Below are 25,112 nucleotides of genomic sequence, written 5' to 3' on the forward strand. Positions count from 1 at the left end.
CGTCGGGGAAGCGGGCGTCGGGGAAGCGGGCGTCGCGGTGCGATGTCAGGGCACGCGACCGAGGGCGACGAGCAGCCGGCGCAGCAGCCCGGCGAGGGCGTCCAGGTCGTCGTCGGAGAGCCCGGCCAGCAGCCGGCGCTCGGTCTCCAGGTGGTCGGGCAGCGCGGCGTCCAGGGCCGAGCGGCCGGCCTCGGTCAGCGTGACGACGACGGCCCGGCCGTCGGCCTCGCTGCGCTCGCGGGTGATCAGCCCCTTCTCCTCCAGCCGGTCCAGCCGCTGGGTGATGGCACCGGAGGTGACCAGCGCGGTGCGCATCAGCGCGGTGGGCGTCAGCTGGTAGGGGGGACCGGCCCGGCGCAGCGCGGCCAGCACGTCGAAGGAGGGGACGTCGAGGCCGTGGCGGGCGAAGGTGGCGCGCTGGGCGAGGAAGACCTCCCGCTGCAGCTGGGAGATGCGGCCGACGACGCCCATCGGGCTGCAGTCCAGGTCGGGCCGCTCGCGGGCCCACTGAGCCAGGATCTGGTCGACGGCGTCCCCCACGCCGGTACCTCAGCAGTGAGGGATCGACGGCGTCAAGCCGGGTTCAGGCGGGTGCTGAGCCGGACGGTGAGCCCTTCGGGACCGGGGATCAGGTCGACGGAGTCCCACAGCTTGCGGGCCAGCCACAGGCCCATGCCGCCGCGGCCGAGGTCGGTGCCGTGGGCGGGCCGGAAGCCGGCCAGCGGGTCGCCGAAGGAGTGCCCGGAGTCGGTGACCGCGCACACCAGCCGCACGCCGTCGGTCCACATCCGCGCCGACACCGGGCGGACGCCGTGCCGGAAGGCGTTCGCGGCGACCTCGGCAGCGGCCAGGTGCAGGTCCTCCCGCTGGTCGCGGTCGGGCACCCGGGCGGCGAGGGCCGCCCCGATCTCGTGGCGCAGCACGACGAGGCTGGGGGCGTCGTCGAGGGCGAGCACCGGCGCGGTGTCCTCGAGCGGCTCCCGCCGCCAGGGCAGCTCGGGCAGGTAGTCGGCCGGGTCGCGGTAGCCCGGGCTGGGCGCCCAGGCGCCGCCGTGGACCAGGAACGGATGGGTGGCGGCAGCGGCCTCGACGACCGCCGCGGGCAGCCGTCGCCGGTCGTAGACGCAGAGGGCGTCGATCGGCACGTCCTGCACGACCCGGTTGGACGCCGACTCGAAGCGCAGCCCCTCCCGCCAGCCGGCGGGGAACGGCCCGAAGTCGATCAGCGAGAGCACGCGGAGCTGACCGCTGGGTGCCTGTTCGGCGGTCCGGCGGGCGCGCGCCAGGGCGTCGGGCGCCCGGGCTCCCAGCAGGCTCAGCCCGCGGTCGATGCGGACCTGCCCGGCGCGCTCACCGAGCTCGTCGCACAGCAGCGCGGCGACCTCCGGGGGGCAGGTCAGCGCGACGACGTCCCCGGCGCGCAGCCCGGCGTCGAGGAACGGCAGGGCCACGGCCAGCAGCTCGGCCTCCCCGCGCACCACCGCGGCGGCGTGCCTCGACCCGACGGACGCTCCGGTGCCGTTGGACGGCTGCGCGAGGGGGGCCGCGTCCTCGCCCACCGCTCGGTCCACCTCGTCCGGTCCTCCCCCGACCGGGGACTCCGGCCGACTGCTGCGCCATCCTCGTACCCGTGCCCCCGGCCCCTCCTGCGGGGACCCGGGTGTGCGTGCCGTCATGCGGGCGGCGCCATCGGTACCCCGGCCGCCGTCGGTACCTCGGCCGCCGGCTCGCCGACCCCGGCAACCGGCTCGCCGACCCCGGCCAGGGTGAGTATCCGCGCCGGCGGCGTCCCGGGCCGCGTCCGCAGCCGGAGGTGGACGCCGGCCCGCCGCGCCCGCGCGACGGCCTCCAGCACCAAGCCGACGCCGGCGCTGGCCAGGTAGCCGGTCGGCCCGAGGTCGAGCGTCGCGACCGACCCGGGAGCGAGCTGCTCGAGCCGGGTGAGCACCTGCCGCCGCACCCGACCGGCGGTGGCCAGGTCGACCTCGCCGTGCACCTCCAGGCGCGACCCGCCCGGCTCGTCGTGCACGGTCACCACCGCGCCCCCGTCGAGGGGGGGACCCGCCGTGCCGCGCTGCGGACCGACGTGGGGAGCGCCGGGGACGGCCGGGACGGCGGGGGCGATCCGGAAGCGGACGGTCGTGCCCGCGACCTCCGGGACGTGCACCACCTCGACGTCGGTGGCCAGCGCGCTGATCAGCTCCAGGCCGCGGCCGCGGTACCCGCGGTCGGCCGGCGGTGGCCGCCACAGGCCGGAGTCGCACACCTCGACGAGCACGCTGCCGTCGGCCCCACGGGCCACCCGGTAGCTGCACTCGCCCTCGCCGGCGGCCGCCGCGTAGGCGTGCTCGACCGCGTTGGCCAGTGCCTCACCCAGCGCCAGCTGCAGGTCCTCGGCGGTGTCCTCGGGCAGTCCGGCCGCCGTCGTCCACGCGGTCACGGCCCGCCGGACCCCGGACAGCCGCCACGGGTCGGCCGGCAGCCGGGCGGCCAGGGGCGCGGGCAGCAGCCGGGCGGCGATCAGCGCGACGTCGTCGGGCTGGTCGGCGTCGGCGAGGACCTCGGCGAGCAGCCGTCCGGTCAGCCCGACCGGGTCGGCCGCGGCGTGCCGGGCAGCAGCGGCACGCACCCGCTCCAGCCCGTCGTCGAGCACCTCGCCGCGGCGCTCGACCAGCCCGTCGGTGTAGAGCAGCAACGTCGCACCCGGGGTGATCTCGACCGTGCCCTCGGTGTACGGGCGCCGGCCGGGTGCGCCGAGGACGGCGCCGGAGCCGGCACCGTCGAGCAGCTGCGCCCCGTCGGGGGTCACCAGCAGGGCGGGCGGGTGACCGGCGCGGGCCCACCGGACCGTACCGGCCGTGCCGTCGACGACCAGGCAGGCGGCGGTGGAGGCCAGCGCGCCGGGCAGCCGGGCGGCGAAGCGGTCCAGCAGCTCGAGCGCCTCCGCGGGGCCGCAGCCCTGCAGGACGGCCGCCGAGAGTGCGCTGCGCAGCTGACCCATGACCGCGGCAGCGGCCGGGCCCTGCCCGACGACGTCGCCCACGGCGATCGCCACCCGGTTGTCGGCCAGCTCGACGACGTCGTACCAGTCCCCGCCGGCCTGGGTGCCCTCGGCGCCGGGCAGGTAGTGCGCCGCCAGCGCCAGCCGCTCCAGTGCGGGCAGCTGCGCCGGCAGCAGGCTCAGCTGCAGCGTCTCGGCGATACCCCGCTCGGCCCGGTACAGCCGGGCGCGGTCGAGGGCCTGTGCGCACTGCTCGGCGACGGCGAGCAGCATGGCCCGATCGGTCGCCGGGAAGCGCTGCACCTCGGGCCAGGCGATCGCCAGGACGCCGACCACCCGCCCGGCCGCGGACAGCGGCAGGGCCGCGACCGCGGCGAGCCCGAACTCCGCCGCGGACTCGGCCAGCTCCGGCGCCCACTCGCGGTCGGCCGGCGGCTGCGCGGCGATGTCCTCCACCCACACCGGACGGCGCTCGGCGACGGCGGTGGGAGCCGCCAGCGGGGCCGACATCGGCAGCGTCCGCCACAACTCCAGGCCGGCCGGGCTCCCGCCGTCGAGGGCCAGCGCGCACAGCGCCCGGTGGGAGGGGTCGACCTCGTAGACCGCGACGCGGCTGTCGGGGCCGGTGAGCGCGCGGACGTGGCCGCTGGCGACCTGGGCGACCTCCATCGGGGTGGTCGCCGCGGACAGCTCGGCGGTCGCCCGCTGCAGCAGTGCCAGCCGTCGCGCGGCCGCCCGCTCGTCGGCGAGCAGCACCGCGTTGTCCACCGCCAGGGCGGCGCGGCCGGCGACCTCCTCGACGAGCACCCGGTCGTCGTCGTCGTACGGCGGCGCGTCCGGACGTCGCGCGAGCCCGAGGACGGCGAGGACCCGGCCGCGGACGGACAGCGGCACCGCCATCCCCGAGCCGACGGCCAGCACCTCCGCGAACTCCGGACGGTCGGGAGCCACCTGGGGCAGCTGCGCCCGCAGCACGGTCCGGCCGGTCGCCACCACCTCGGGCCCGAGCCCCGAGTCGGGGTCGAGGGCGGCCACGGCGGCCTCGGCGGCGCCGTGGAGTCCGGCGATCCCGGCGAAGCGCAGCCCTCCGTCGTCCTCGAGCACGCGGACCGTGCAGAGGTCCGCGAGCCGCCGGTCGACGAGCAGCCGGGCCAGCGCACCGAGCTGCCCGTCGACGGTGGTCTCCCGGTCCAGCGCGGTGCCGACCTCGGCCAGCAGCGTCTGCCGCGCCGTCTCGCGGGTCCGGGCGTTGATGTCGGTGCAGCTGCCCACGTAGCCGGCGGAGGTCTCGCCCGCCCCGATCGGCTGCCCCCCGATCGGCACTGCCCGCTCCAGCAGCCAGTGGTAGGTCCCGTCGGCGCGGCGCAGCCGGACGTCGACCTCCCAGCCCTCCCGGCGCGCGGTCGCCGCGGCGACGACCTGGGCGTAGCGGTCCCGGTCCTCCGGGTGCAGGCCCTGCTCCCAGCCGTCGCCGACCTCCTCGCGGGCCGGGCGGCCGGTGAACTCGGTCCAGCCGCGGTTGACGAACACCCGTCGTCCGTCGGGGTCGGTGACCCAGATGAGGGCCGGCGCCAGGTCGGCCATCGCGGTGAACTGCTCCTCCGCGGCCCGCCGGGCCCGGCCGAGCTCCAGGTGCGCGCGGACCCGGGCGAGCAGCTCCTGCGCGGAGAACGGCTTGACCAGGTAGTCGTCGGCCCCGGCCGCCAGGCCCTCGACGGCGGCCTCCTCGCCGGCCCGCGCCGACAGCAGCAGCACCGGGACCCGGGCGGTGCGCGGCTCCGCGCGCAAGGCGGCCAGCAGCCCCATGCCGTCCAGCTCGGGCATCATCACGTCGCTGACGACGAGGTCCGGCGGGTCGGCCAGCGCCGCGTCGAGGGCCTCCCGGCCGTCGGCGGCCGCCCGGACGTCGTAGCGCGGGCCCAGCAGCCGCAGCAGGTACCCCCGCATGTCGGCGTTGTCGTCGGCGACCAGCACCCGGCCGGAGACCACCGCCGGGTCCGGGCCCGCTGTCGTGGGCTCGGCGGCGTGGCCGTCCGGCACCCAGCGCAGCGCCTCGGTGACGAAGGGGACGGCGGCCGGGGACACGGCGGGCGCGTCGGGAACGGGCTCGGCCAGCCGGTCGGCGGGCAGGTGCGCGGTGCCCATCGGCAGGGTGATGGTGAACGTCGTCCCGGCGCCGGGGGTGCTGTCGACGTCGATCGTGCCGCCGTGCAGGCCGACCAGTTCGCGCACCATGGCCAGGCCGATCCCGCTGCCCTCGCCGGAGCGCCCGCGGGCGTCGGCCACCCGGTGGAAACGCTCGAAGAGCCGGGGCAGCTCGTCGGCGGGGATGCCGGTGCCGGTGTCGGTGACGGTCAGCCGCGCGCTGCCGTCGTCCTGCCGCAGCCGCACCGCGATGCCGCCGCTGAAGGTGAACTTCAGCGCGTTGGAGAGCAGGTTGAGGACGACCTTCTCCCACATGTCCCGGTCGATGTGCACCGGCTCGTCCAGCGGCGCGCAGTCGACGGTGAACTGCAGCCCCGCCCGGGCGACGGCCGAGCGGAAGACGCTGGCCAGCTCGGCGGTGGTGGCGGCGAGGTCGACGGGCTCGAAGCGGGCGTCGATGCGGCCGGCCTGGATGCGCGAGAAGTCCAGCAGCGTCTTGACCAGCCTGCCCAGCCGCTGCGCGTTGCGCTCGATGACCTCCAGCTCCTCCCGCACCCGCGGGTCCGACGCGGCCACCGGCGAGGCGCGCAGCTCGGCGACCGGGCCGGCGATGAGCGTCAGCGGGGTGCGGAACTCGTGGCTGACGTTGCTGAAGAAGTCGGTCTTCGCCCGGTCCAGCTCCGCCAGCGCCTCGGCGCGCCGCCGCTCGGCCTCGTAGCTGCCGGCGTTGGTGAGGGCGGCGGAGACCTGGTTGGCCACCAGGCCGAGGAAGCCGCGATAGGCGTCGTCCCAGCGCCGGTGCGGGTTGAGGCCGACCACGAGGAAGCCGGCGACCGGGCCGCGGTCCTGCGACGACGAGGCGATCGGCAGCGCGACCGCCTGCACGGGGGGCTCCTGCCAGGCGCCGGTCGGCAGGCCCGGGCACCGGTCGGCGGAGTCCTCCACCAGCACGTCCTCGCCGGCCAGCAACCGGGCCAGCGGCCACGTCCCGTGGTCGTCGGTCAGGACCCGGGGGACGGCGGGCGACCCGGGCTCGATGCCGGCCGTGCTGCCCAGCCGGGCGGTCCCGTCGTCGTCGAGCAGGTAGACGGCGCTGAAGGGCAGGTCGGCGTCGTTGCGGGCGAGCTGCTCGCCGGCGACGGCGAGCACGGTCTCCTCGGACCGGGCGGCCCCAAGCGCCGCGGCGAGGTCGCGCAGCGTGGCCATCCGCCGCTCGCCCACGACCTGCTGGGTGGTCTCGGTGACCACGCAGAGCAGGCCGCCGGTGCCGCCGTCGTCGCCGGGCAGGGGGCTGTAGGAGAAGGTGTGGTATGTCTCCTCCCGGTAGCCGCTGCGCTCCAGGAAGAGCAGCAGGTCCTCGTCCCAGGTGGCGGCGCCGTCGTCGAGCACCGCCGAGGTGCGCGGCGCGATGTCCGGCCAGATCTCGGCCCACACCTCGGAGGCCGGCCGGCCCAGCGCCCAGGGGTGCTTGGTCTGCAGCGTGTCGTGCCGGTAGGCGTCGTTGTAGAAGAAGAAGAGCTCCGGGCCCCAGCCGGCCCACATCGCGAAGCGCGACGTGAGCAGGATCCGGACGGTGTGCCGCAGCCCGGAGGGCCACCGCTCCGGCGGGCCGAGCGGGGTCTGCGACCAGTCGATCTCGGCCATCGCGCGGCCGACCTCGCCGCCGCCGGCGAACAGCGACGTGCCGGGGTCCTGGTCAGTCACGAGGGGATGGTAGGTCGCGGGCCGCCACGGCCGGTTGCGGGCGTGTCGATCCGGGCGTTGCGCCCGGCCGGTCGCGTCGGCCCGGCGCGCTCGACACCGGTGGCCGTCCGCACCTCGCCGTCGTCCGGGGCGCCGCAGTCCAGGCCCCGCAGCACGACGGTGGCCAGCGCCTTCGCGGTGGCCGGCTCGTCGAGGACGCCGCCGTCGACCCGGTCCTGCTCGACGTCGGTCACCTCGGGCAGCGTCACGGCCGCGCGGGCGCGCCGGCAAGGCCGCCGAGGAAGAGGTCCAGGGATCGGACGCCGCGCCGGCGGGTGGGGCCCGCCAGCGACTTGGCCCGGATGCCGACCGACGGTGGAGCGGCGCCCGCGGCGAGGTCCCCGGCCACGGTCGCGGCGGCCCGGCGGACGTCGTCGTCCTCCCGCGCGGGCGGGCCGCGGTGACCGTCCTCGGCCTCGACCGGTGCCAGCCGCCGGTCGAGCTCGGCACAGACGTCCTCCGGCAGCGGCATCCCCGACCCTGCCACGCCGGCCATCCCCGCGCCGATCGCCGGGACGGGCTGCCATCCTCGGCGCATGGCCGCCCTCGACGACTTCAACGCCGAGCCCGCCGACCGCGCCGTCCAGGCCCTGCGGGCGTGCAACGCCGCGCCCCGGTTCGCCGCGGAGGTGGTGGCCGGCCGGCCCTATCCCGATGTCGACGCGCTCGTCGCCCGCGCCGAGGACGTCGTCCGCGGCCTGCCGTGGGAGGAGGTCGAGCTGGCGATCGCCGTGCACCCGCGGATCGGCGACCGGCCCGAGGGCTCCTCGCCCGAGGCGGAGGCGTCCCGCCGGGAGCAGAGCGCGGTGGGCTCGGCGGACGACGCGGTGCGGACCGCGCTGGCCGAGGGCAACCGGGAGTACGAAGAGCGCTTCGACCGGGTGTTCCTCGTCCGCGCGGCGGGCCGCTCACCGGAGGAGCTGCTGGCCGAGCTGCGCCGGAGGCTGGCCAACGACGAGGAGACCGAGCGGACCGAGGTGACCGGTCAGCTGGCCGAGATCACCGCGCTGCGGGTGCGGGAGCTCGTGTCCGCGAACGTGACGGACGAGCGAGCATCGCAGCGAGGGCCAGCGAGCGAGGAGCGGAACGAGTCCGGAACGGAGCCGGAGCAGTCGTGAGCGTCTCCACGCACGTGCTGGACTCCGTGCTGGGGCGGCCGGCGGCGGGGATGACCGTCCGGCTGTTCGCCGGTGAGGAGCTGGTGGCCGAGGGGGTCACCGATGCCGACGGCCGGTGCCGGCTGGCCGAGGGGGCGACCGCGCCGGGCGCCCACCGGCTGGTCTTCGCCGCCGGTCCGTGGTTCGCCGGGCAGGGGCGGGACACCTTCTACCCCGAGGTGGTGCTCTCCTTCGACGTCCGCGAGGCCGCCGAGCGCCACCACGGCAAGGCGGAGGTCCGCGTGGTCTCGGTGGACCGCAGCAGCCCGCGGCACACCCTGGTGGACCTGAACGTCAGCAGCAGCCTGTCTGCTGACCGGCGGCGTCAGCGGCCCCAGCTGTCGTCCTGCGGCGCCCCCTCGATGCCGATGCCGCCCAGCAGCACGATCGCGTGCACCCGCAGGTCGGCGCCGCGCTCGTCGTCGGTGTGCACCAGCCCGTCGTCCTGGGCGAAGCCGACGCCACCCACGCCCCGGCTGTCCCACCACACCTTCCAGCCGGCCGGCACGGTCAGCCCGACCCCGCCCATCAGCGCCCGGACGGTGAGGTCCACCCCGCCGGGGACCTTGGGGACGGCGGTGAGGTCGAGCCGCGCCCCGGCCATCAGCAGGTCCAGCCGCACCCGCGAGAGCTCCGGGTTGACCGGCCGCAGCTCCACCCCGCCGAGCGCGACGACCCGCCGGATGCCGGCGGTGCTCTCGTCGCCCTCGTCCTTGCGCCGGGCCACCAGCCGGCCGGCGACGGCGAGCACGGCCTGCACCGCCCACCAGCGCAGCAGCCAGGGCAGCACCCTGCGGACGGCGGGCGGCAGGGTGCTCGGGGTCCTCATGCGGCCAGCCTGCCTGCCGTTCCGCCCGGTGCCCAGGCCCGCGCTCCCGACACCCGCCGGTTGCGGATGCGCGCCGGCGCCTCGGCAGGACGGTGCGTAGGCGTGCGGCGCCGCTGCACCGCGGTGGTGTGCTGCCCGAGCGCTGCGCAGGTGTAGCCGATCCGCGCGTCGCCGCGGGTCTGCTCGGCGGCGCGCTCGATCGCGGCGACCTCTTCGAGGACCCGCCGGGCGTGCCCGACGACACGCGCCCCGACGGCGGTGAGTGACACCTCGCGGATGGTCCTGAGCGGCCCGCTCCGGGACACCTGCATCTCCGAAGCCGCACCGACCAGTCCGCCCGCAGCGGCGGAGGGGCTCTGTGACGACTCCTGATCACGGCAGAGGACGGGAGCGCCCCGCCGTGGACTCAGCAGCGGTACGTCGTCTGGCCGTGCCCGTCGCCGAAGGCGATGACCTTGTCCGGGGCGACCCGGTACACCCATGCCCCGCCCCGGGTGCTGGCGCCGGAGTCGCTCAGCTCCACGAACTCCTGGCCGCGGACGTCGAACCTCCAGTCGTCGCCGTACTCGGCGAACCACGCTGCAGCCAGCGCCCGCAGCGCCTCGGCATCGGTCACGCGCACCGCAGTGCCCTCGACCACGACGTCCTTCCCGCTGTTCCAGCCGTTCGCCCCGGTGCTGCCGGTCGTCACCGCGACGTGCGCGTTGACGTCCAGGTTGCGCTGCTTCTGCTCATCGGAGCCCGTGCAGAACGCGAAGGCGCCGTCCTGCCAGACGCCCACGAGCGGTACCGCGTGCGGACGACCGTCCGCACGGACGGTGATGATCCAGTAGAGCTGCGCGTCCACCAGGAGGCGCTCGATCGCAGCCCACGGTGGTGGGGTCGCTGACGCATCGCCGTACCTGGGGTCGATGACTCCGGTCGCCATGCCCCATCAGACTCGGTCCGAGACGGCGACTCATCGCGGGTGCCGGGACAGTGCCGACGGGACGACGACATCGGCGGCGACGAAGCCCCGCAACTGTCCCCTCCAGCCGCTCCCCGGGACATGTCCAGCAGCGCACGTGATCCGCAGGGCAGGCCCTAGTACCGGAAGCGCTGCACCGCTGCGCTGAGCGCCGAGGCCATCCGGGCCACCTCGTCCATCGCCGTCCGGGCGTCGGTCATCGCGTGGGTCGTGGCGTTCGCCGCACCGGCGACGGCGGTGATGTTCTCGGCGATCTGCCTGGCGGACTGCGCCGCCTCGGCCACGTTGCGGTTCATCTCGGTCGTGGTCGCGGTCTGCTCCTCGACGGCGGCGGCGATGGTGCCCTGCGAGTCGTTGATCAGCCCGATGATCTGGGCGATCTCCCCGATCGCCCGGACCGCGCCCTCGGTGTCGCCCTGGATGGCCTCGACCCGGGCGGTGATGTCGTGCGTCGCCTTGGCCGTCTCCTGGGCCAGCTCCTTGACCTCGTTGGCGACGACGGCGAAGCCCTTGCCGGCCTCCCCGGCGCGGGCCGCCTCGATGGTGGCGTTCAGGGCCAGCAGGTTGGTCTGCTCGGCGATCGCGGTGATGGTCTTCACCACGCCGGCGATCTCCAGCGAGGACTCCCCCAGCTTGGCGACGGTGGCGTTGGTGGTGCCGGCGACGTCGACCGCCCGGGCGGCCACCCGGGCGACCTCGCTGGCGTTCTGGGCGATCTCGCGGATGGAGACGCCCATCTCCGCCGATCCGGCCGCCACCGTCTGCACGTTGGACGACACCTGGCCCGCCGCGTCGGCGACGATCCCGCTCTGCGCCGAGGACTCGTCGGCCAGCCGGGTCATGTCCTGGGCGGTCGCGGACAGCTCCTCGGTCGCCGAGGCGAGCGTCCCGGTGGTCGCGCCGATCGAGGTGAGGACGGCGCGCACGTTGCCCATCGAGGCCTCCAGCGCAGCCGCCATCCGGCCCACCTCGTCGCGGCTGGTCACGCCGGTGGAGCCGCGCAGGTCGCCGTCGGCCATCGCGGTCAGCACCGCGCCGACCCGCTGCAGCGGCCGCACGACCGAGCGGGTGACCAACCGGCCGAGCACGGCCAGCACGAGGACCCCGACGACTGCCACGACGATCGCCAGCGTGGTCGCCGACCTCCGCTGGTCGGCGGCGTGCTCGGCGGCGGCGGCCGCGTGGCCGGCGACGGCGTCGCCGACGGCGGGGAGCGCGTCCTCCAGGACGGAGAAGGCGGCCGCGAACTCGGAGTAGGCGACGCGCGCCTGGACCGGGTCCTGACCGGCCAGCGTGACGACGCGTTGCGCCGTGGCCAGGTACTCCTCCACGACCGGCCCGACCTCGACCACGGCTGCGTGCACGTCGCCCCCCAGCTCGTCGGCGTCCACCGCCGCCAGGCTGTCCCGGAAGGTCTGCCCGTGCTCGGCCAGGTCGGCGACCGCCGCGGCGTACTCCGGGCCGGCGCCAGCGAGCATCGCCTGCAGCACGTCACCGCGGACGGCGTCGTGCATCATGTCCGCCTCCAGCGCCGCCCCGGTGGCGTGCGTGGTGGCCAGCAGCTCCTCGGTGCGCTCACCCGTGCCGCGCAGCGCCTGCACCGTGAGGACGGCGAAGACGGCGAGGACGACGGCGCCCGCGGCGACCAGCGCCGCGAGCTTGACGCCGAGGGGACGGTCGGACCAGACGTTGCGCGCCATGCCGGCACTCCTGCGAGAGAGGGAGGCGCGCCCGTGCGCACCGTGGTCCCCTGTTCGGCACCGTGCTGGAGCCGCTACAGCGCAACGGGACCCGGGTCGGGCCCTTTCTGGTTCCGTAATGTGGCCGCGCTCACGCCTCCGCGCGCAACCGGTAGAAGCGGAACACGTCGTGCTCGATGGGCAGGACATCGACCCCGGCGAACCCGGCCTCGCGGGCGTAGCCCTCCAGCACCGACGGGCGCATCACCGTGCCGGTGGCCGCCGACGGCCGGGTGGAAAGCCCATCGGGCAGGCAGCAGGTGACGCTGAAGCCGTACATCAGCCGTTCGACCTCGTCGCCGGGCGCGGTGAACCGCTCGGCCACCCTCTCGTCGACGACCAGCACGGTGCCGCCCGGGCGGACCATCCGGCGCATCGCGGCGAGCACCGCCACCGGGTCGGCCAGGTCGTGGACGCACTCGAAGGCGGTGACCAGGTCGTAGCTGCCCTGCTCCCCGGCGGCCGCGGCGTCCACCGTGGTGAACCGGACCCGGTCGGCGACGCGGGCCTCCTCGGCGTTGCGCCGGGCCTGCTCGACGGAGGGCTCGTCGATGTCGTACCCGTCGACGCGGGCCTGCGGGTACGCGCGGGCGATGCCGATCGCGGACCAGCCCATGCCGCAGCCCACGTCGGCGACCCGGCCGCCGGCCCGCAGCGCCGCGTCGATCTCGGGCACCGAGGCGAGGTCCTGACTCGCCATCGGGCCGAGGAAGTAGGCGCGGTTGCCGGCAGCCTGGGCGCCGCGGGCGTCGCCCATCTCGGCCCAGGAGAGCCCCTCGCCGGTGCGGTAGACCTCGAGCAGCCGAGGGACGTTGTGGGCGAACGCCATCGCGACGTGGGCGAACGGCGGCATGAAGGCGAGGTCGTCGCGGTCGACGAGGACGGGGCGGTGCGCCTCGGGGAGCGTGTAGCGCCGCTCGTCGGGTCCGGCGGCCTCGTCGTCCACCGTGAGGAGGCCTGCCACGGCCTGCTGCTCCAGCCACTCGCGGGCGTACCGCGGGGCGGTGCCGGTGCGCTCGGCCAGCTCGGGCGCGGTCACGGGGGCCTCGGCCAGCGCGCGGTACCAGCCCAGCTCGCTGCCCAGGTGCACCGCGGCCAGCTCCAGGGTGGCGATCACCCCGTCGAAGAGGCGCTCGGCCAGGGCGGTCGTGGCGTCGACGGGCGGGGTCTCGGTCGTCGTCATGCCCCCCGACCGTGGCCTGCTCGGGGCCGGTCAGCCAGGGCCGTCCGGCCCGGGCGAGCCGGCCCCGACCAGAGGCTCGCCACGGGCCCCGTCCCGGGGCCCGCCCTGGGCTTGCGAAGGGTGGGGAGGACGGGGTCCTTCACCAGCGGCGGGTGGAGACTACGACGGTGAAGCGCCGGTCGGACGCGGCGACCTGCGTGGGGCCGACCAGCCGACGCAGCGCGGCGCGGTGCGGCAGCCGGTTGTTGTAGACGCACCACAGCTCACCGCCGGGCCGCAGCACCCGGCCCGCCGCGGCGAACAGCCGGTCGGCGGCGCCGGTCACCACGGCTGCGCCCAGGTGGAAGGGCGGGTTGCAGACGACGAGGTCCACGCTCGCGTCGGGCACGGACGACGCCGCGTCGTCCCGCACCACCCGGACCCGGTCGGCCACCCCGTTGACCGCCGCGGTCTCGGTCGCCGAGGCCACCGCCGCCGCGGACTGGTCACCGGCCAGCACGGTCAGCTCCGGCTGGGCGAGGGCGAGCGCGGCGGCCAGCACGCCGGTGCCGCAACCGAGGTCCAGCGCCGTCCGGGCGTCGGGGGCCATCCGGGGCAGCACAGCGAGCAGGGCGCGCGTGCCGCCGTCCACCCTCGTGCCGGCGAACGCCGCGCCGTGCGCGCAGACCGTGAGCCCCAGGTCGGGGTGCTGCTGCCGGCGCGGGAAGGACGACGGAACGCCCGGCCGGGGCCCGCGCGCGACCAGCACCCGCGACTTCTGCCGGGCCAGCGTCGCGTGCACGTCGGTGAACCCGAGCGCCAGCACGTCGTTCATCGCGTGGGTCATGTGCTTGACCCGCCCGCCGACCAGCAGCGTGGCATCGGGCGCGGCCGACCCGGCGACCACCTCGGTGAGCTCGCGCAGCGCGTCGAGCGACTTCGGCGCCCTGGCCAGCACGAGCCGGGCGCCGTCCGCCAGCCCGGGCCCCAGCAGCAGCGAGCGGTACGTGCCGGTCAGCCTGGTCCGCTCGGCGTTGCGGGCCAGGGCCAGCTCGCCGACCAGCAGGTCCTGGTGCACCCGGACGTCGCGGGCGCCGGCGGCGACCGCGCCCAGGGTCAGCGCGCCGTAGGAGTCGTCGACGACGGCGACCTCACCGGGGCCGGTCGCGGCGAGCAGCCCGGCGGCCTCGTCGAGCAGCAGCCGGTCGGTGGCGTCGACGGCGACCAGGTCCGGCGCCTCGACGTCCGGCTCCCGCCGCAGTGCTCCGAGCACGCTCACGCCATCAGCATCGACCATCAGCCATCGGCCCCCTGCAGGGTTCCGCCGCGAGCCTGCGAGTGGCGGGGGCCGGGGGTCCTCGTCAGACGCCGGAGAGGCCCACCGGGCAGGAGACGCCGGTCGAGTGGATCGGGCAGTAGCCGCCCGGCACCTTGTACAGGTACTGCTGGTGGTAGTCCTCGGCGTAGTAGAAGTCGCCGAGCGGCGCGATCTCCGTGGTGATCTCGCCGTAGCCGGCCGCGGTCAGCCGCTGCTGGAACGCCTCGCGGCTGGCACGGGCGGCGGCCTCCTGCTCCGGGCCCTGGACGTAGATCGCCGAGCGGTACTGGGTGCCGACGTCGTTGCCCTGGCGCATGCCCTGCGTCGGGTCGTGGTCCTCCCAGAAGACCTTGAGCAGCTGCTCGTAGGAGGTGACCGCCGGGTCGAAGACGACCAGCACGACCTCGGTGTGGCCGGTCTGCGCCGAGCAGACCTCCTCGTAGGTCGGGTTGGGCGTGTGGCCACCGGCGTAGCCGGCCGCGGTCGAGTAGACGCCCGGCTGCTCCCAGAAGACCTTCTCCACGCCCCAGAAGCACCCCGCGCCGAAGACGGCGGTCCGCATGCCGTCGGGGAACGGCGGCTGGATGCGGTTGCCGTTGACCGCGTGCAGCTCCGGGACGTTCGGCAGCGGCGTGGAGCGGCCCGGCAGCGCGTCCGCAGGAGCCACCGGCTGGGTCTTGGACCGGGAGAAGAACATGCTCCGAGCGTAGGCCGGTGGATCAACCGGGCGGGCCGGCCTCGGCGCATGCAGGATCGGCGCATGGCTGCGACGACGCGCGAGTGGCACCTGGCGGCCCGGCCGCACGGGGAGCCGACCCCCGGGGACTTCCGGCTGGTGGAGGTGCCGGTCCCCGAGCCGGCCGAGGACCAGGTCGTCGTCCGCATGGTCGTGATGTCGGTCGACCCGTACATGCGCGGCCGGATGCGCTCGGGGCCGTCCTACGCGGCGCCGTGGGAGGTCGGTGAGGTGATGAAGGGCGGCGCCGTCGGCCGGGTGGTCGCCTCGCGGGCACCGGAGCTGCCGGAGGGGTCGCTCGTCCTCACCGACGCCGCCTGGCGCGAGACCGCCGTCCTGGACGCCGCCGCGGTGACCCGGCTGCCGGCCGCGGAGGGCGTCGCGCCGTCCTGGTACCTCGGCGTCCTCGGCATGCCGGGCCTGACCGCCTACGCCGGGCTGTTCCGGATCGGCGCCTTCCGCGAGGGCGACGACGTGTTCGTCTCCGGCGCCGCCGGCGCGGTCGGCAGCCTGGTCGGCCAGTTCGCGCGGCTGCGGGGCGCGGCCGGCGTCATCGGCAGCGCCGGGTCGGCGGAGAAGGTGGCCTGGCTGCGGGAGCTGGGCTTCACCGCCGCCTTCAGCTACCGCGACGGGGTGGCGCGGGGCCTGGCCGAGGCGGCACCCGACGGGATCCACCTGTTCTTCGACAACGTCGGCGGCGACCACCTGGAGGCCGCGATCGGCGCGTTCCGGGTGCACGGGCGGGCTGCGCTCTGCGGCTCGATCTCCGGTTACAACGCCGTCGAGCCGCCGCCCGGGCCGCGCAACATGAGCCTGATGGTCGGCAAGCGGCTCACCCTGCGCGGCTTCCTCGTCAGCGACCACGCCGACCTGCGCCCGGAGTTCACCGAGACGGTCACCGGCTGGCTGCGCTCGGGCGACCTGGTGGTCCGGGAGACCGTCCGCGAGGGCATCGAGCAGGCGGTGCCCGCCTTCCTGGACCTGCTACGCGGGGGCAACGTCGGGAAGATGGTCGTCCGCCTGGCGCCCGACCCCGACTGAGGACGGCGGGACGGCGGTCCTCAGCCGGAGCCGGACGCCGGCCGGCTCCCGCACGACGTCGATCATGCGCACCGCGCCGGCCAGCAGCGCGACCGCGCCGAGCGTCTCGCCGAGCTCCTCGAGGTGGTAGGCGACGACGAACGGCCGGCCCAGCAGCCCCTCGGCGACGAGCAGGCCCTGCACCACCTCCCCGCCGAGCGCCGACCCCAGCAGCAGGCCGAAGCCGAGCAGCAGCCGGCGGCGGGCCGGCGCGGGTGCGGCCCGGGTGAGTCCCACGACGCTGACGACGACCGCCAGGCCGAGCACCGCGCCCGGCACGACCCACAGGTAGGGGAAGTCCTCGGGGCTCAGCCAGGGCAGGACGGCGCGGTCGAGCCGCTCGTGCAGCACCGTCGCCTCGTCGACCGACAGCGCCGCGGTGAGCCCGGCGAGCAGCGACCACCGGCGCCGCGCGACGCCGGGCCCGGACAGCGCCGCGACCACTCCGCAGGCGAGCGCGGCGGCCACCAGCACGCTCGCCGCCCACCAGGTCGGCAGGTTCGTCTCGTCGAAGACGTCGAGGTAGGTGCGCAGCTGCCCGCGCTCGGTGGTCAGCGGCGAGCCCTCCCGGGCCAGCAGCGCGCTCGCCCCCACGAGCAGGAGCGTCACCGCGACGGGCACCGCCGACCAGGGCCGTCGACGTGGGACTCGGGACACGGGCAGATCGTGCCCGACCAGGATGAGAGGCGGATGAGGAACCGGCCGGGCTCGCCGACGGTTGCCCGCGCCGGATGCGGGCAGGATGCCGATCATGTGGCTCTTCCTCACCAGCCGGTTGCGCACCTGGCTGCTGCTCACCGTCGTCGTCCCCCTCGCCACCGGCCTGCTGCGCCGGGCCGCGCAGGTCCTCGAGCGGCGCACCGGGGCCACCCAGGTGACCCGCGCGCTGTACAAGGCCGGCGACCTCGGCGACCGCGCCCGTGCGACGCTCCGCGGCGGGCGTCGCCGCCGGTGACCACCGGCGGCGAGCGCCCGGGCCTGGAGCACCAGCCGGCCGCGGGGCCGACCCGGGCGCTCGCCGTCTTCTGCCACGGCGGCACCGTGGCCAGCGTGCAGCCGCCCCAGGAGCGGGCGCTGTCGTTGCTGCGGATGCGCGCCATCGAGCAGTTCGTGCGGGCCTCCGCCGGCGACCGCGGCCTGGGCACCTACCTGCTGCGCTACCGGGTGGCCGGCTGGAACGGGGTGGCCGCCGACGCGTACGCCGACGTCCGGTGGACGCTCCGCGAGCTCCGGGAGCGGCACGGCGACGTCCCGGTGGTGCTGGTCGGCCACTCGATGGGCGGCCGCGCGGTGCTGCGCGCCGGTGACGACGCCTCGGTGGGCGCGGTCTGCGCGCTCGCGCCGTGGACGCCGCCGGGCGAGCCGGTCGGGCACCTGCGCGGGCAGACCGTCGCGGTCCTGCACGGCCGCGGCGACCGCTGGGTACCGGCCGCGCTGTCCGCCGACTTCGCCGTCCGCGCGCAGCAGGCCGGCGCGCACATCGCCCGGTTCACGATCGCCGGCGGGCACAGCATGGTGCGCCGGGCACCGGTGTGGCACGCGTTCGTGCGGGACGTCGTCCTCGCCGGGGCCGGGCTCGCGCCGTGGCGGCGCGACCTGCGCGCGGCGCTGGAGAGCTGCGAGCTCGCCGTTCCGCTCTGAGGCTTGCCGCGGCGCAAGGCTTGCCACGGCGCGACCCGGGCCGGTAGGCAGGGCGCAGCGTCGCGTGCCGGTGGCGGACAGCGTCAGGCATGGAGGCGCCCGATCCCCGGGGTCCTGCGTGTCCCGCTCTCCCCGTCCCGCCCGCCTGACCGCGCTCGGCGACGAACTCGTCCGCATCCACGACTCCCTGCGCGCCGAGCTGCGCCGGTTGCAGGACGGCGTCCGCGACCCCGGCCGGCCGCTCGCCGTGCACTGCCTGGCGTTCTGCGCGGCCCTGACCCGCCACCACACCGGCGAGGAGGCCGGCGCCTTCCCGGCGCTCGCCGCGCGGTTCCCCGAGCTGACGCCACTGCTGGAGAAGATGGCCGAGGACCACGTGTCCATCGCCCGGATCGTGGCGCGCGTGGAGGAGATCGCGGGCTCCGGGGACCCGTCGCTGGCCGGCGAGCTCGACGGCCTCGCCGCGATCGCGGAGTCGCACTTCTCGTTCGAGGAGCGCCGCATCCGCGACGCGCTGGACGCCCTCGACGGCTCGGCGGACGACCTGCTCGGAGCCCGGGCCGGCGCGCTGCAGCCCTCCTCGCCGGCCGCCGGGCACCTCCCGCGCGAGAGACGCTGAGCGACGCCGGTCAGCTGCGGCTGCCGAGGTCGGGCGCCGGGTCGTCGGCCAGCCGGCCCCAGAGCAGCTCGTCGTGCCGGACCCCATCGCCGTACCGGTACGAGCGGCGCAGCCGCCCCTCGAGGGTGAAGCCGGCCTTCTCCGCCACCCGGCCGGAGGCGGCGTTCTCGACGGCGTGGCACAGCTCGACCCGCTCGAGCGGAACGGTCGCGAAAGCCCACCGGCAGGCGGCGTCCACGGCCCGGGCGGCGACCGCGCGGCCGCGGGCGGCGGGAACGGTCCAGTAGCCGATCTGCGCGTTCCCCTGTGCCGGCTTGATCGAGTGCACGGACACCGAGCCGAGCAGTTCGCCGGTACCGGCGCCGGTGACGGCCCACGAGACGCGGCCTTCCTGCCCCATGAGGCGCCGCAGCAGGGCGCCGGCCTCCTCCCGGGAGGTCACGCCTCCGGCCCACAGCCGGATCTCCGGGTCCTGCTGGACGACCAGGACCTCGGCGGCGTCGTCCTCCCGCCAGGGCCGCAGGCGCAGCGCGCCGACGTCGAGCTCGACCGGTTCCACGGGAAGCCATGCTCCCCGGACGATCAAGCCGGAACGGAGACCCCCACGCCGCCGCGGGTGTCGGCCCCGTACCGGGCGATCTCGCGGTCGAGGTCCAGCGGGGCGGTCATCGGAGCGCCCTCGGTGAGCTCCGGGGTGATCAGCGCGGCCGGGACCAGCCAGGAGACCTCGAACTCCAGCCGGTCGGGGTCCTGCGCGTAGAGGGCCTTGGTGGTCACGTGGTCCGAGGCCCCGACCAGCGCGCCGGCCTGCAGCAGCGCGTCGCGGACGCGGGCCAGCTCGGCGAGCGTGTCGACCTCCCAGGCCAGGTGGTAGAGGCCGACGGTGCGCCGGCCGGCCTCGGAGGCGCCGGCCGCGGCGCCCACCCGGAACAGGCCCAGGTCGTGGTCGTTGGTCGACCCCTCGGCCTGCAGGAACACCGCGGCGCCGGGGATCTCGGTCGTCACCCGGAAGCCGAGGGCGTCGCGGTAGAAGGCGAGGCTGCGCTCCACGTCGCGGACGTAGAGGACGGCGTGGTTGAGGCGCTGGACGGGCACGGCGGGCTCCTTGGGGGACGAAGACGACGCCGTCCAGTGTGCGCTCTTTTGCTTGAGACTTCAAGTATCCGCCGTCGCCGTCCGGGTAGGAGGACGTCCGTGGACGGAGCGGACGCGGGGTGACGGTGCTCGTCCGGCTCGACCCGGACCTGCGGTGGCTGCTGGCCCCGCGGTTCCGGGCGGCCGGCGAGCGCCCGCTCGGGCACGACCCGGACGCCACGGTCGCCCACCTGGTGCAGGCCGCCGGCGTGCCGCTGACCGAGGTGGGTCAGGTGCGGGTGGACGGCGCGGCCGTGCTGCTGTCGGCGCGCACCCGGCCCGGCGCCGTGCTGGCGGTCGACCCGGTCCCGCGCCCGCAGCCGGGGCGGCCCGGCGGCTTCCTGCTCGACGTCGGGGTGGGCACGCTGGCCCGCCGGCTGCGGCTGCTCGGTCTGGACGCCGCCTGGTCCAACGACGCCGACGACGCCGACCTCGCCGCCCGGGCCGTCGCCGAGGAGCGGGTGCTGCTCACCCAGGACCGCGGTCTGCTGATGCGGCGCGGGGTGCCCGGGGCGCTGGTGCGCGGCAGCCGGCCGGACGACCAGCTGGCCGACGTCCTCGACCGGTTCGCCCCGTCCCTGACCCCGCTGACCCGGTGCACCGCCTGCGGCGCCCGGCTCGATCCGGTGCCGAAGGCCGACGTCGCCGACCGGCTGCTCCCGGGCACCCGCCGGACCTTCGACGACTTCTCCCGCTGCCCGGCGTGCGGCCGGGTCTACTGGCACGGCGCGCACGCCCGCCGGATCGAGGAGCTCGTGGGGCGCGCCACCCGGCAGGTCGGCGGCTGAGCCGCTCCTGGCCCTCCCGGGCCACGGACGGGCCCTGGCCGCTGCCATCGACGACCAGTTCGGCTCCTTCGACGCCTTCCGGGCGCACTTCACCTCTGTCGCCGGCGGCGTGCAGGGGTCGGGCTGGTCGATCCTCGCCTGGGACTCGGTCGGCCAGGAGCTGCTCGTCTTCCAGCTCGACGACCACCGGGGAACCTCGCCGTCGGCCTGGTCCCGCTGCTCATGCTCGACATGTGGGAGCACGCGTTCGACCTGCAGTACCGGAACGTGAAGAACGACTGCATCGCGGCCTGGTGGAACGTCGTCAACCGGGCCGACGTCACCCGGCGGTTCACCACGGCGCGCTCGGCCACCCAGGGCCTGGTCGTCGCCTGACCGTGGTCCGGGGTCGCGGGCAGGCGTGCCCGCCCCCGGGCGTCGGCTCCTCAGGCCAGCCTCACCTCGGCCCCCGCGGGCCACGGGCTGGCCCCGGCGTGACACCCCCGGTGGGCAGTCCAGGAGCGACCGCCCACCCGCTGGGACCACCCGCTCCTGCGAGGCCGCCGTGTACCTCTCCAAGACCGAGGCCGCCGTCCTGCCCACCACGCTGGTCGGCACCCCGAGACGACCACCGCAGGTCAGCGGCCGGCGCCGGATCTGGCCGCTGCTGGGCCCGGCGTTCGTGGCCGCGGTCGCCTACGTGGACCCGGGCAACTTCGCCACCAACTTCTCCGGCGGCGCCGCCTTCGGCTACACGCTGCTGTGGGTGATCGTCGCGGCCAACCTGATGGCGATGCTCATCCAGAGCCTCACCGCCAAGCTGGGGCTGGCCACCGGCCGGGACCTGGCCACCAACTGCCGCGAGCAGCTGCCAAAACCGGTCACCCGAGGGCTGTGGCTGCAGGCCGAGGCGGTCGCGATCGCCACCGACCTGGCCGAGATCGTCGGCGGCGCGGTCGCGCTCAACCTGCTGTTCGGCGTCCCGCTGCCCATCGGCGGGCTGATCACCGCCGTCGTGGCCTTCGTGCTGCTGGCCGCGCAGTCCCGCGGACACCGGCCCTTCGAGCGGGTCATCACCGGCCTGCTGCTGGTCATCGGCCTGGGCTTCGGCTACACGCTCGTCGGCTCGGGCGTCGACATGGGCGGCCTGGCCGGCGGCCTGGTGCCCTCCTTCGCCGGCCCCGACAGCCTGGTGCTGGCCGCCGGCATCCTCGGCGCGACGGTGATGCCGCACGTCATCTACGTGCACTCCGCGCTCACCCCCGGCCGCTACGGCGACGCGGTCACCGCCGGGCGCACGCACGAGGGACGGCGCCGACTGCTGCGGGCGCAGCGGCTCGACGTGCTGCTGGCCATGGGGCTGGCCGGGCTGGTCAACGCCGCCATGCTGGTCATCGCCGCGCAGCTGTTCACCGGCGGCCAGGACGCGAGCTCGCTGGAGGGCGTGCACGCCGGGCTCGGCGACCAGCTCGGCGCCGGAGCGGCGCTGGCCTTCGCGCTCGCGCTGCTGGCCTCGGGGTTCGCCTCGTCGTCGGTCGGCACGCACGCCGGCCAGGTGGTGATGGCCGGCTTCCTGCGCCGGCACATCCCGGTGCTGGCCCGCCGGCTGATCACCCTGGCCCCCGCGCTGCTGGTGCTCGTGCTGGGCGGCGACCCGACGACCGCGCTGGTCTGGTCGCAGGTGGTGCTCAGCTTCGGCATCCCCTTCGCGCTGGTGCCGCTGCTGTGGCTGACCAGCCGCCGCGACCTGATGGGCGGCTGGGTGAACCGGCGGGTCACCACGGTCGCCGGCGCGGTGGTCGCGGCGCTCATCATCGGCCTGAACGGCCACCTGCTGCTGGGCTTCGTCCTCGGCTGAGAGAGGACCTCGCTGCCCCCCGCCCCTCGCAAGCTCGCGGCGGGACCCTGCAGCGAGGCCGACAGCCACGAGATCTCATGCGGGTTCCGGCACGCCGCCCGGATCCCCGCCGGGGTCGTCGGGGGTCGGCTCGATCGGCGGGGGCGGGAGGGGCTCGGGGGCGTCGGGGAGCAGCTCACCCGGATCGTCCGGCACCGGCTCGTTGGGATCGATGCTCGGGTCCGGCTCAGGGATCGGCGCGACCATGCGGCCAGTCAACCAGCGCTCCGGGCCGACCGCGGAGTACCCGGCGCACCGCGACCCCGAGGGGACGCCGCGGTTCCTCGGGTGCGGGCCGCGCCTGCGACGGCGCGGATGTCATCGGCGATCCGCGGCCACAGCGCCCGGGGCAGCTCGTGGCCCATCCCCGGGTGGACGACGAGACGGGCGCCCGGCACCGCCGCAGCCGTCGCCTCGCCACCCACGGGCCGGATCACCACGTCGCTGTCGCCGTGGACCACGAGCGTGGGCACCTGCACCGAGGCCAGCTCGGCCCGCAGGTCGCGGGCGACCCGCTCGGCCGCGCCCTGCCGCTTGGCCCCCGGTCCGGTCACGCCCTGGTCGTCGCGGCCCATGGCCACCCGCAGCATCTCCAGGTGGTCCTCCCGGTCCGCCGGGTAGGCCGGCGAGCCGGTCACCTCCTGCATGGCCGCCATGAAGTCGGCCATCGCCTCCGGTGTCGTCGGGCGGCCGTGCTCCTCCGCCAGCCGCTTGGCCCTCCGGACCAGGGCGATCGTCGTCCGCGCGCGCATACGGCCGATCTGCGGCGCGGGCTTCGACATGACCGACGTCAGCGACAGCACGCGGTCGGGGTGCTCGACGGCCAGCAGCTGGGCGATCATCCCGCCCAGCGAGGCACCGACCACGTGCGCGGCCGGCCAGCCGACGGCGTCCATCACCGCGACCGCGTCACCGGCCATGTCCGACAGCGTGTAGGTGGCCGGAACGCGCGACCAGGCCCGCTTCGGCACGGGGCCGTCGAGGTGGGTCGAGAGGCCGACGTCGCGGTTGTCGAACCGGACGACGCGGAAGCCGCGTGCGACCAGCTCGGTGCAGAACCCGTCCGGCCAGCCGACCATCTGAGCACCCAGGCCCATCACCAGCAGGAGCGGCTCACCGTCGGGCTCGCCGAGGACCTCGTAGGCGATGGCGAGCCCACCGGAACGGGCAGTCTGGACGGTCACGCGACCTCCCGTGGAACGTTGAGATACAGTCGTACCACAAAGCTGGTGCAGCTGTACCATGAAAGGAGAGCGTGTGCCCCGGCGGGTCGACCACGAGGAACGGCGGCGTGAGCTGACCGCCGCACTGCTGCGGATCGCCAGCACCCGCGGGCTGCAGGCAGCGTCGATGCGAGAGGTGGCCGCAGAGGCCGGCGTCTCACTGCGCCTGGTGCAGTACTACGTCACCGACAAGCGCACCCTCATGGCCTCGGGACTCGCCGAGCTCACTGCGCGCCTCGACCGGAGGGTCCGCGACCGCGCTGCGGCTCTGGGCAGCGGGCTGCCACCACGGACGGTGCTGGAGGTGGTACTGGGCGCCATCCTGCCCACGGACGACGACAGCCGCGCCGACCAGCTGGCCTGGACCGCCTACTACGCCGCCGGGCTGACCGACCCGGCGAACGCCGTCGACGGCCAGTACGCGCCCCATGCGCTCGAGCGGTGGCTGACCGGCGTCCTCACCCGCGCCATCGAGGACGGACAGGTGTCGAGCGATCGGGATCCGCGGATCGAGGTGGTCAGCCTGCTCGCACTCACCAACGGCCTGGTGAGCAGCGTGCTGGGGCAGCAGCGCACCGTGGAGGACGCGCTCGCCGTCGTCCGCTACCGGCTCGACCGCCTCTTCCCGGCGTCCTGAGCCCCGTGATCATGGCGCCAGGACCACCCGGACGCGATCCCGAGTGGTCGCGGCGCCATGATCACCCGGTTTCCCGTGAAACGCGCCAGGAGGCGTCGAAGAAGCCGACCTCCAGCTGCATCGCCCGCCGGTACGCCGTCCGCACCGCAGGGACGTCGGAGGCGTGCTGGTCGAGCAGCCGCTCCAGCGTGGCGGCCAGCTCCTCGAAGCCCGGGTCGGCGTAGGTGGTGACCCACTCGACGTAGTCCCCGGCCGACTCCGGCGACAGCGACCGGCCCAGGTGCGCGTAGAGCCGCATGCAGGGGGTCATCGCCGCCGCGGTCAGCGTGATCCCACCCAGGAACGCCGTCGACAGCAGGAAGTCGGTGTAGGCCAGCGTCGCCGGGAGCGGCTCGACCCGCGCGAGGTCGATGTCCCACCGGGTGGCGTAGCCGGTGTGCAGCGCCAGCTCCTGCCGGACGCCGAGCAGCAGGTCGGCGAACGTGTCCAGGGTGGCCCGGTCGGGGCTGTGCGCGATCCCGACGGCGTAGGCGCGGGCGAAGGACTCGAGGAAGAACGCGTCCTGGGCGACGTAGCCGGCGAACGCCGCCCGCGGCAGCGTCCCGTCGCCGATACCGGTGACGAACGGGTGCGCCAGCGCCTCGGCGGCGAGGTCGGCGTTGGCCGTCCAGAGGTCGGCAGAAAGCGTCACGCGGCCACCGCCATGTCCCAGAAGGCCGTCTCGGCGGCGACCACCTCGGTGAACACCCCGTCGGCGTCCGGCGCGGGGACGCCGTCCGCTGCCGTCTCCAGGCCGGCCACGTAGCCCGCGAACCCGGGCAGCGTCCAGTGCTCGACGAAGGGGCGGTACTCCGGCGCACCGGGCCGCGCGTGCGACCACGCGTCGAGGTAGGTGCGCTCGATGGTCCACAGCGCGGTCAGCGCCGTCCCGACGTCGGCGGCGTCGAGCCGCTCCAGCAGCTCCGCGTAGGCAGTGGTGGCGGGCAGCGCCGGGACGGCGAGGTCCAGCCCGCGGACGGCGGCCTGCTCCTCGAACCAGGCCAGCTCGTCGACCAGCGCGACCAGCCCGCCGGCGAGGACCGCCTGCGCCGGCCGGGGCGCACGGGCCAGCAGCCGCGCCTGGAAGCGCAGCAGGTCGGCGACGAACCGGGCGTCCTGCACCAGCCAGGTGTCGAAGGCCGCGACGGGGATCGTCCCGTCGCGCACCGCGCCGAGGAACGGGTGGCGGGTCGCTCCCCGCCAGAGATCGGGATGACGGGACAGGAGGTCGGCGACCGGCACGGCGGCGACCGTACGCGGCGGGGTTGCAGGGACCGC

At 75.9% G+C, this 25,112-nt stretch carries 29 protein-coding genes and 1 pseudogene; 11 read left to right on the forward strand and 19 right to left on the reverse strand.

Annotation, left to right across the window (positions count from 1 at the left end; genetic code table 11):
• Positions 1-45: 45 nt before the first annotated feature.
• From BUB17_RS20060 to BUB17_RS27020, 5 genes are all read right to left on the reverse strand, one after another.
• Positions 46-540, reverse strand: a complete 495-nt coding sequence (locus BUB17_RS20060; protein WP_072920456.1) for a MarR family winged helix-turn-helix transcriptional regulator — start codon at positions 538-540, stop codon at positions 46-48.
• 32 nt (positions 541-572) lie between these two features.
• The gene (locus BUB17_RS20065) at positions 573-1,571 is read right to left on the reverse strand and encodes a sensor histidine kinase (RefSeq protein ID WP_072920457.1); all 999 of its coding nucleotides are present in this window, start codon (positions 1,569-1,571) and stop codon (positions 573-575) included.
• A 101-nt stretch (positions 1,572-1,672) separates the two neighbouring features.
• Positions 1,673-6,850 (reverse strand): SpoIIE family protein phosphatase, encoded by a 5,178-nt coding sequence (locus tag BUB17_RS20070; RefSeq protein ID WP_072920458.1) that lies wholly within the window; start codon positions 6,848-6,850, stop codon positions 1,673-1,675.
• Positions 6,847-7,083 carry a DUF6986 family protein gene (locus tag BUB17_RS27015; protein ID WP_072920459.1) on the reverse strand — a complete coding sequence of 79 codons (237 nt, stop codon included), beginning with the start codon at positions 7,081-7,083 and terminating at the stop codon, positions 6,847-6,849. The genes BUB17_RS20070 and BUB17_RS27015 overlap by 4 nt, the downstream gene beginning before the upstream one ends.
• 11 nt (positions 7,084-7,094) lie before the next feature.
• The gene (locus tag BUB17_RS27020) at positions 7,095-7,427 is read right to left on the reverse strand and encodes a DUF6986 family protein (protein WP_175561434.1); all 333 of its coding nucleotides are present in this window, start codon (positions 7,425-7,427) and stop codon (positions 7,095-7,097) included.
• On the opposite strand from BUB17_RS27020, the gene uraD reads away from it, so the two are divergent.
• Positions 7,426-8,007, forward strand: coding sequence for a 2-oxo-4-hydroxy-4-carboxy-5-ureidoimidazoline decarboxylase (gene uraD, locus BUB17_RS20085; protein WP_072920461.1), 582 nt, complete (start codon positions 7,426-7,428; stop codon positions 8,005-8,007). The two genes, BUB17_RS27020 and uraD, sit on opposite strands and share 2 nt — an antisense overlap.
• Positions 8,008-8,021: 14 nt before the next feature.
• A pseudogene (locus BUB17_RS28325) lies at positions 8,022-8,258 on the forward strand (hydroxyisourate hydrolase); the annotation flags it as partial.
• A 113-nt stretch (positions 8,259-8,371) separates the two neighbouring features.
• On the opposite strand, the gene BUB17_RS27025 reads toward BUB17_RS28325, so the two are convergent.
• From BUB17_RS27025 to msrA, 7 genes are all read right to left on the reverse strand, one after another.
• On the reverse strand, positions 8,372-8,875 hold the full coding sequence (locus tag BUB17_RS27025; protein WP_175561432.1) for a hypothetical protein: 504 nt from the start codon (positions 8,873-8,875) through the stop codon (positions 8,372-8,374).
• Positions 8,872-9,144, reverse strand: a complete 273-nt coding sequence (locus tag BUB17_RS27030) for a hypothetical protein (RefSeq protein ID WP_175561433.1) — start codon at positions 9,142-9,144, stop codon at positions 8,872-8,874. The genes BUB17_RS27025 and BUB17_RS27030 overlap by 4 nt, the downstream gene beginning before the upstream one ends.
• A 137-nt stretch (positions 9,145-9,281) precedes the next feature.
• A complete protein-coding gene (locus tag BUB17_RS20095; RefSeq protein ID WP_072920462.1) occupies positions 9,282-9,803 on the reverse strand; it encodes a pyridoxamine 5'-phosphate oxidase family protein in 522 nt (173 codons plus the stop codon).
• Positions 9,804-9,958: 155 nt separating this feature from the next.
• Positions 9,959-11,542, reverse strand: coding sequence for a methyl-accepting chemotaxis protein (locus tag BUB17_RS20100; RefSeq protein WP_072920463.1), 1,584 nt, complete (start codon positions 11,540-11,542; stop codon positions 9,959-9,961).
• A 130-nt stretch (positions 11,543-11,672) separates the two neighbouring features.
• A complete protein-coding gene (locus tag BUB17_RS20105; RefSeq protein ID WP_072920464.1) occupies positions 11,673-12,764 on the reverse strand; it encodes a class I SAM-dependent methyltransferase in 1,092 nt (363 codons plus the stop codon).
• Between the two features lie 139 nt (positions 12,765-12,903).
• Positions 12,904-14,022, reverse strand: coding sequence for a class I SAM-dependent methyltransferase (locus BUB17_RS20110; protein ID WP_244277392.1), 1,119 nt, complete (start codon positions 14,020-14,022; stop codon positions 12,904-12,906).
• A gap of 82 nt (positions 14,023-14,104) precedes the next feature.
• On the reverse strand, positions 14,105-14,758 hold the full coding sequence (msrA, locus tag BUB17_RS20115; RefSeq protein ID WP_072920466.1) for a peptide-methionine (S)-S-oxide reductase MsrA: 654 nt from the start codon (positions 14,756-14,758) through the stop codon (positions 14,105-14,107).
• A gap of 63 nt (positions 14,759-14,821) precedes the next feature.
• On the opposite strand from msrA, the gene BUB17_RS20120 reads away from it, so the two are divergent.
• A complete protein-coding gene (locus BUB17_RS20120) occupies positions 14,822-15,838 on the forward strand; it encodes an NADP-dependent oxidoreductase (protein ID WP_072920467.1) in 1,017 nt (338 codons plus the stop codon).
• Here the strand turns inward: BUB17_RS20120 and BUB17_RS20125 are convergent.
• Positions 15,782-16,534, reverse strand: coding sequence for a hypothetical protein (locus BUB17_RS20125; RefSeq protein WP_141243119.1), 753 nt, complete (start codon positions 16,532-16,534; stop codon positions 15,782-15,784). The two genes, BUB17_RS20120 and BUB17_RS20125, sit on opposite strands and share 57 nt — an antisense overlap.
• Before the next feature lie 94 nt (positions 16,535-16,628).
• On the opposite strand from BUB17_RS20125, the gene BUB17_RS20130 reads away from it, so the two are divergent.
• The 3 genes from BUB17_RS20130 to BUB17_RS20140 all read left to right on the forward strand — a co-directional run bounded on the left by BUB17_RS20130 (position 16,629) and on the right by BUB17_RS20140 (position 18,137).
• Complete coding sequence (locus tag BUB17_RS20130; RefSeq protein WP_072920469.1) at positions 16,629-16,832, forward strand: hypothetical protein; 204 nt, start codon at positions 16,629-16,631, stop codon at positions 16,830-16,832.
• The gene (locus BUB17_RS20135) at positions 16,829-17,518 is read left to right on the forward strand and encodes an alpha/beta fold hydrolase (RefSeq protein WP_072920470.1); all 690 of its coding nucleotides are present in this window, start codon (positions 16,829-16,831) and stop codon (positions 17,516-17,518) included. Before BUB17_RS20130 ends, BUB17_RS20135 begins: the two co-directional genes overlap by 4 nt.
• Before the next feature lie 118 nt (positions 17,519-17,636).
• Positions 17,637-18,137: a hemerythrin domain-containing protein gene (locus BUB17_RS20140; RefSeq protein ID WP_072920471.1), complete on the forward strand. Its 501-nt coding sequence runs from the start codon at positions 17,637-17,639 to the stop codon at positions 18,135-18,137.
• Positions 18,138-18,147: 10 nt separating this feature from the next.
• Here BUB17_RS20140 and BUB17_RS20145 read toward each other — a convergent pair whose 3' ends face one another.
• Complete coding sequence (locus BUB17_RS20145) at positions 18,148-18,696, reverse strand: GNAT family N-acetyltransferase (protein ID WP_072920472.1); 549 nt, start codon at positions 18,694-18,696, stop codon at positions 18,148-18,150.
• Between the two features lie 23 nt (positions 18,697-18,719).
• Positions 18,720-19,232, reverse strand: a complete 513-nt coding sequence (locus tag BUB17_RS20150; protein ID WP_072920473.1) for a VOC family protein — start codon at positions 19,230-19,232, stop codon at positions 18,720-18,722.
• A gap of 119 nt (positions 19,233-19,351) precedes the next feature.
• Between BUB17_RS20150 and BUB17_RS20155 the strand changes: the two genes are divergently transcribed.
• From BUB17_RS20155 to BUB17_RS20165, 4 genes are all read left to right on the forward strand, one after another.
• Complete coding sequence (locus BUB17_RS20155; RefSeq protein WP_072920474.1) at positions 19,352-20,059, forward strand: Mut7-C RNAse domain-containing protein; 708 nt, start codon at positions 19,352-19,354, stop codon at positions 20,057-20,059.
• Positions 20,060-20,093: 34 nt separating this feature from the next.
• On the forward strand, positions 20,094-20,330 hold the full coding sequence (locus tag BUB17_RS28620; RefSeq protein WP_432416397.1) for a Fe-Mn family superoxide dismutase: 237 nt from the start codon (positions 20,094-20,096) through the stop codon (positions 20,328-20,330).
• A complete protein-coding gene (locus BUB17_RS28330; RefSeq protein ID WP_348537052.1) occupies positions 20,267-20,434 on the forward strand; it encodes a Fe-Mn family superoxide dismutase in 168 nt (55 codons plus the stop codon). The genes BUB17_RS28620 and BUB17_RS28330 overlap by 64 nt, the downstream gene beginning before the upstream one ends.
• 169 nt (positions 20,435-20,603) lie before the next feature.
• Positions 20,604-21,896, forward strand: a complete 1,293-nt coding sequence (locus BUB17_RS20165; RefSeq protein WP_072920475.1) for an Nramp family divalent metal transporter — start codon at positions 20,604-20,606, stop codon at positions 21,894-21,896.
• 75 nt (positions 21,897-21,971) lie between these two features.
• On the opposite strand, the gene BUB17_RS27490 is transcribed toward BUB17_RS20165, so the two are convergent.
• A complete protein-coding gene (locus BUB17_RS27490) occupies positions 21,972-22,142 on the reverse strand; it encodes a hypothetical protein (RefSeq protein WP_208983515.1) in 171 nt (56 codons plus the stop codon).
• An 8-nt stretch (positions 22,143-22,150) separates the two neighbouring features.
• Positions 22,151-23,119: an alpha/beta fold hydrolase gene (locus BUB17_RS20170; RefSeq protein WP_072920476.1), complete on the reverse strand. Its 969-nt coding sequence runs from the start codon at positions 23,117-23,119 to the stop codon at positions 22,151-22,153.
• Between the two features lie 73 nt (positions 23,120-23,192).
• On the opposite strand from BUB17_RS20170, the gene BUB17_RS20175 reads away from it, so the two are divergent.
• On the forward strand, positions 23,193-23,795 hold the full coding sequence (locus tag BUB17_RS20175; protein ID WP_072920477.1) for a TetR/AcrR family transcriptional regulator: 603 nt from the start codon (positions 23,193-23,195) through the stop codon (positions 23,793-23,795).
• Positions 23,796-23,856: 61 nt separating this feature from the next.
• On the opposite strand, the gene BUB17_RS20180 is transcribed toward BUB17_RS20175, so the two are convergent.
• Positions 23,857-24,486, reverse strand: coding sequence for a TenA family protein (locus tag BUB17_RS20180; protein ID WP_072920478.1), 630 nt, complete (start codon positions 24,484-24,486; stop codon positions 23,857-23,859).
• Positions 24,483-25,076, reverse strand: a complete 594-nt coding sequence (locus tag BUB17_RS20185; RefSeq protein WP_072920479.1) for a thiaminase II/PqqC family protein — start codon at positions 25,074-25,076, stop codon at positions 24,483-24,485. The genes BUB17_RS20180 and BUB17_RS20185 overlap by 4 nt, the downstream gene beginning before the upstream one ends.
• Between the last annotated feature and the right edge of the window lie 36 nt (positions 25,077-25,112).

The organism is Geodermatophilus obscurus (genome assembly GCF_900143215.1).
Lineage (GTDB): Bacteria > Actinomycetota > Actinomycetes > Mycobacteriales > Geodermatophilaceae > Geodermatophilus > Geodermatophilus obscurus_A.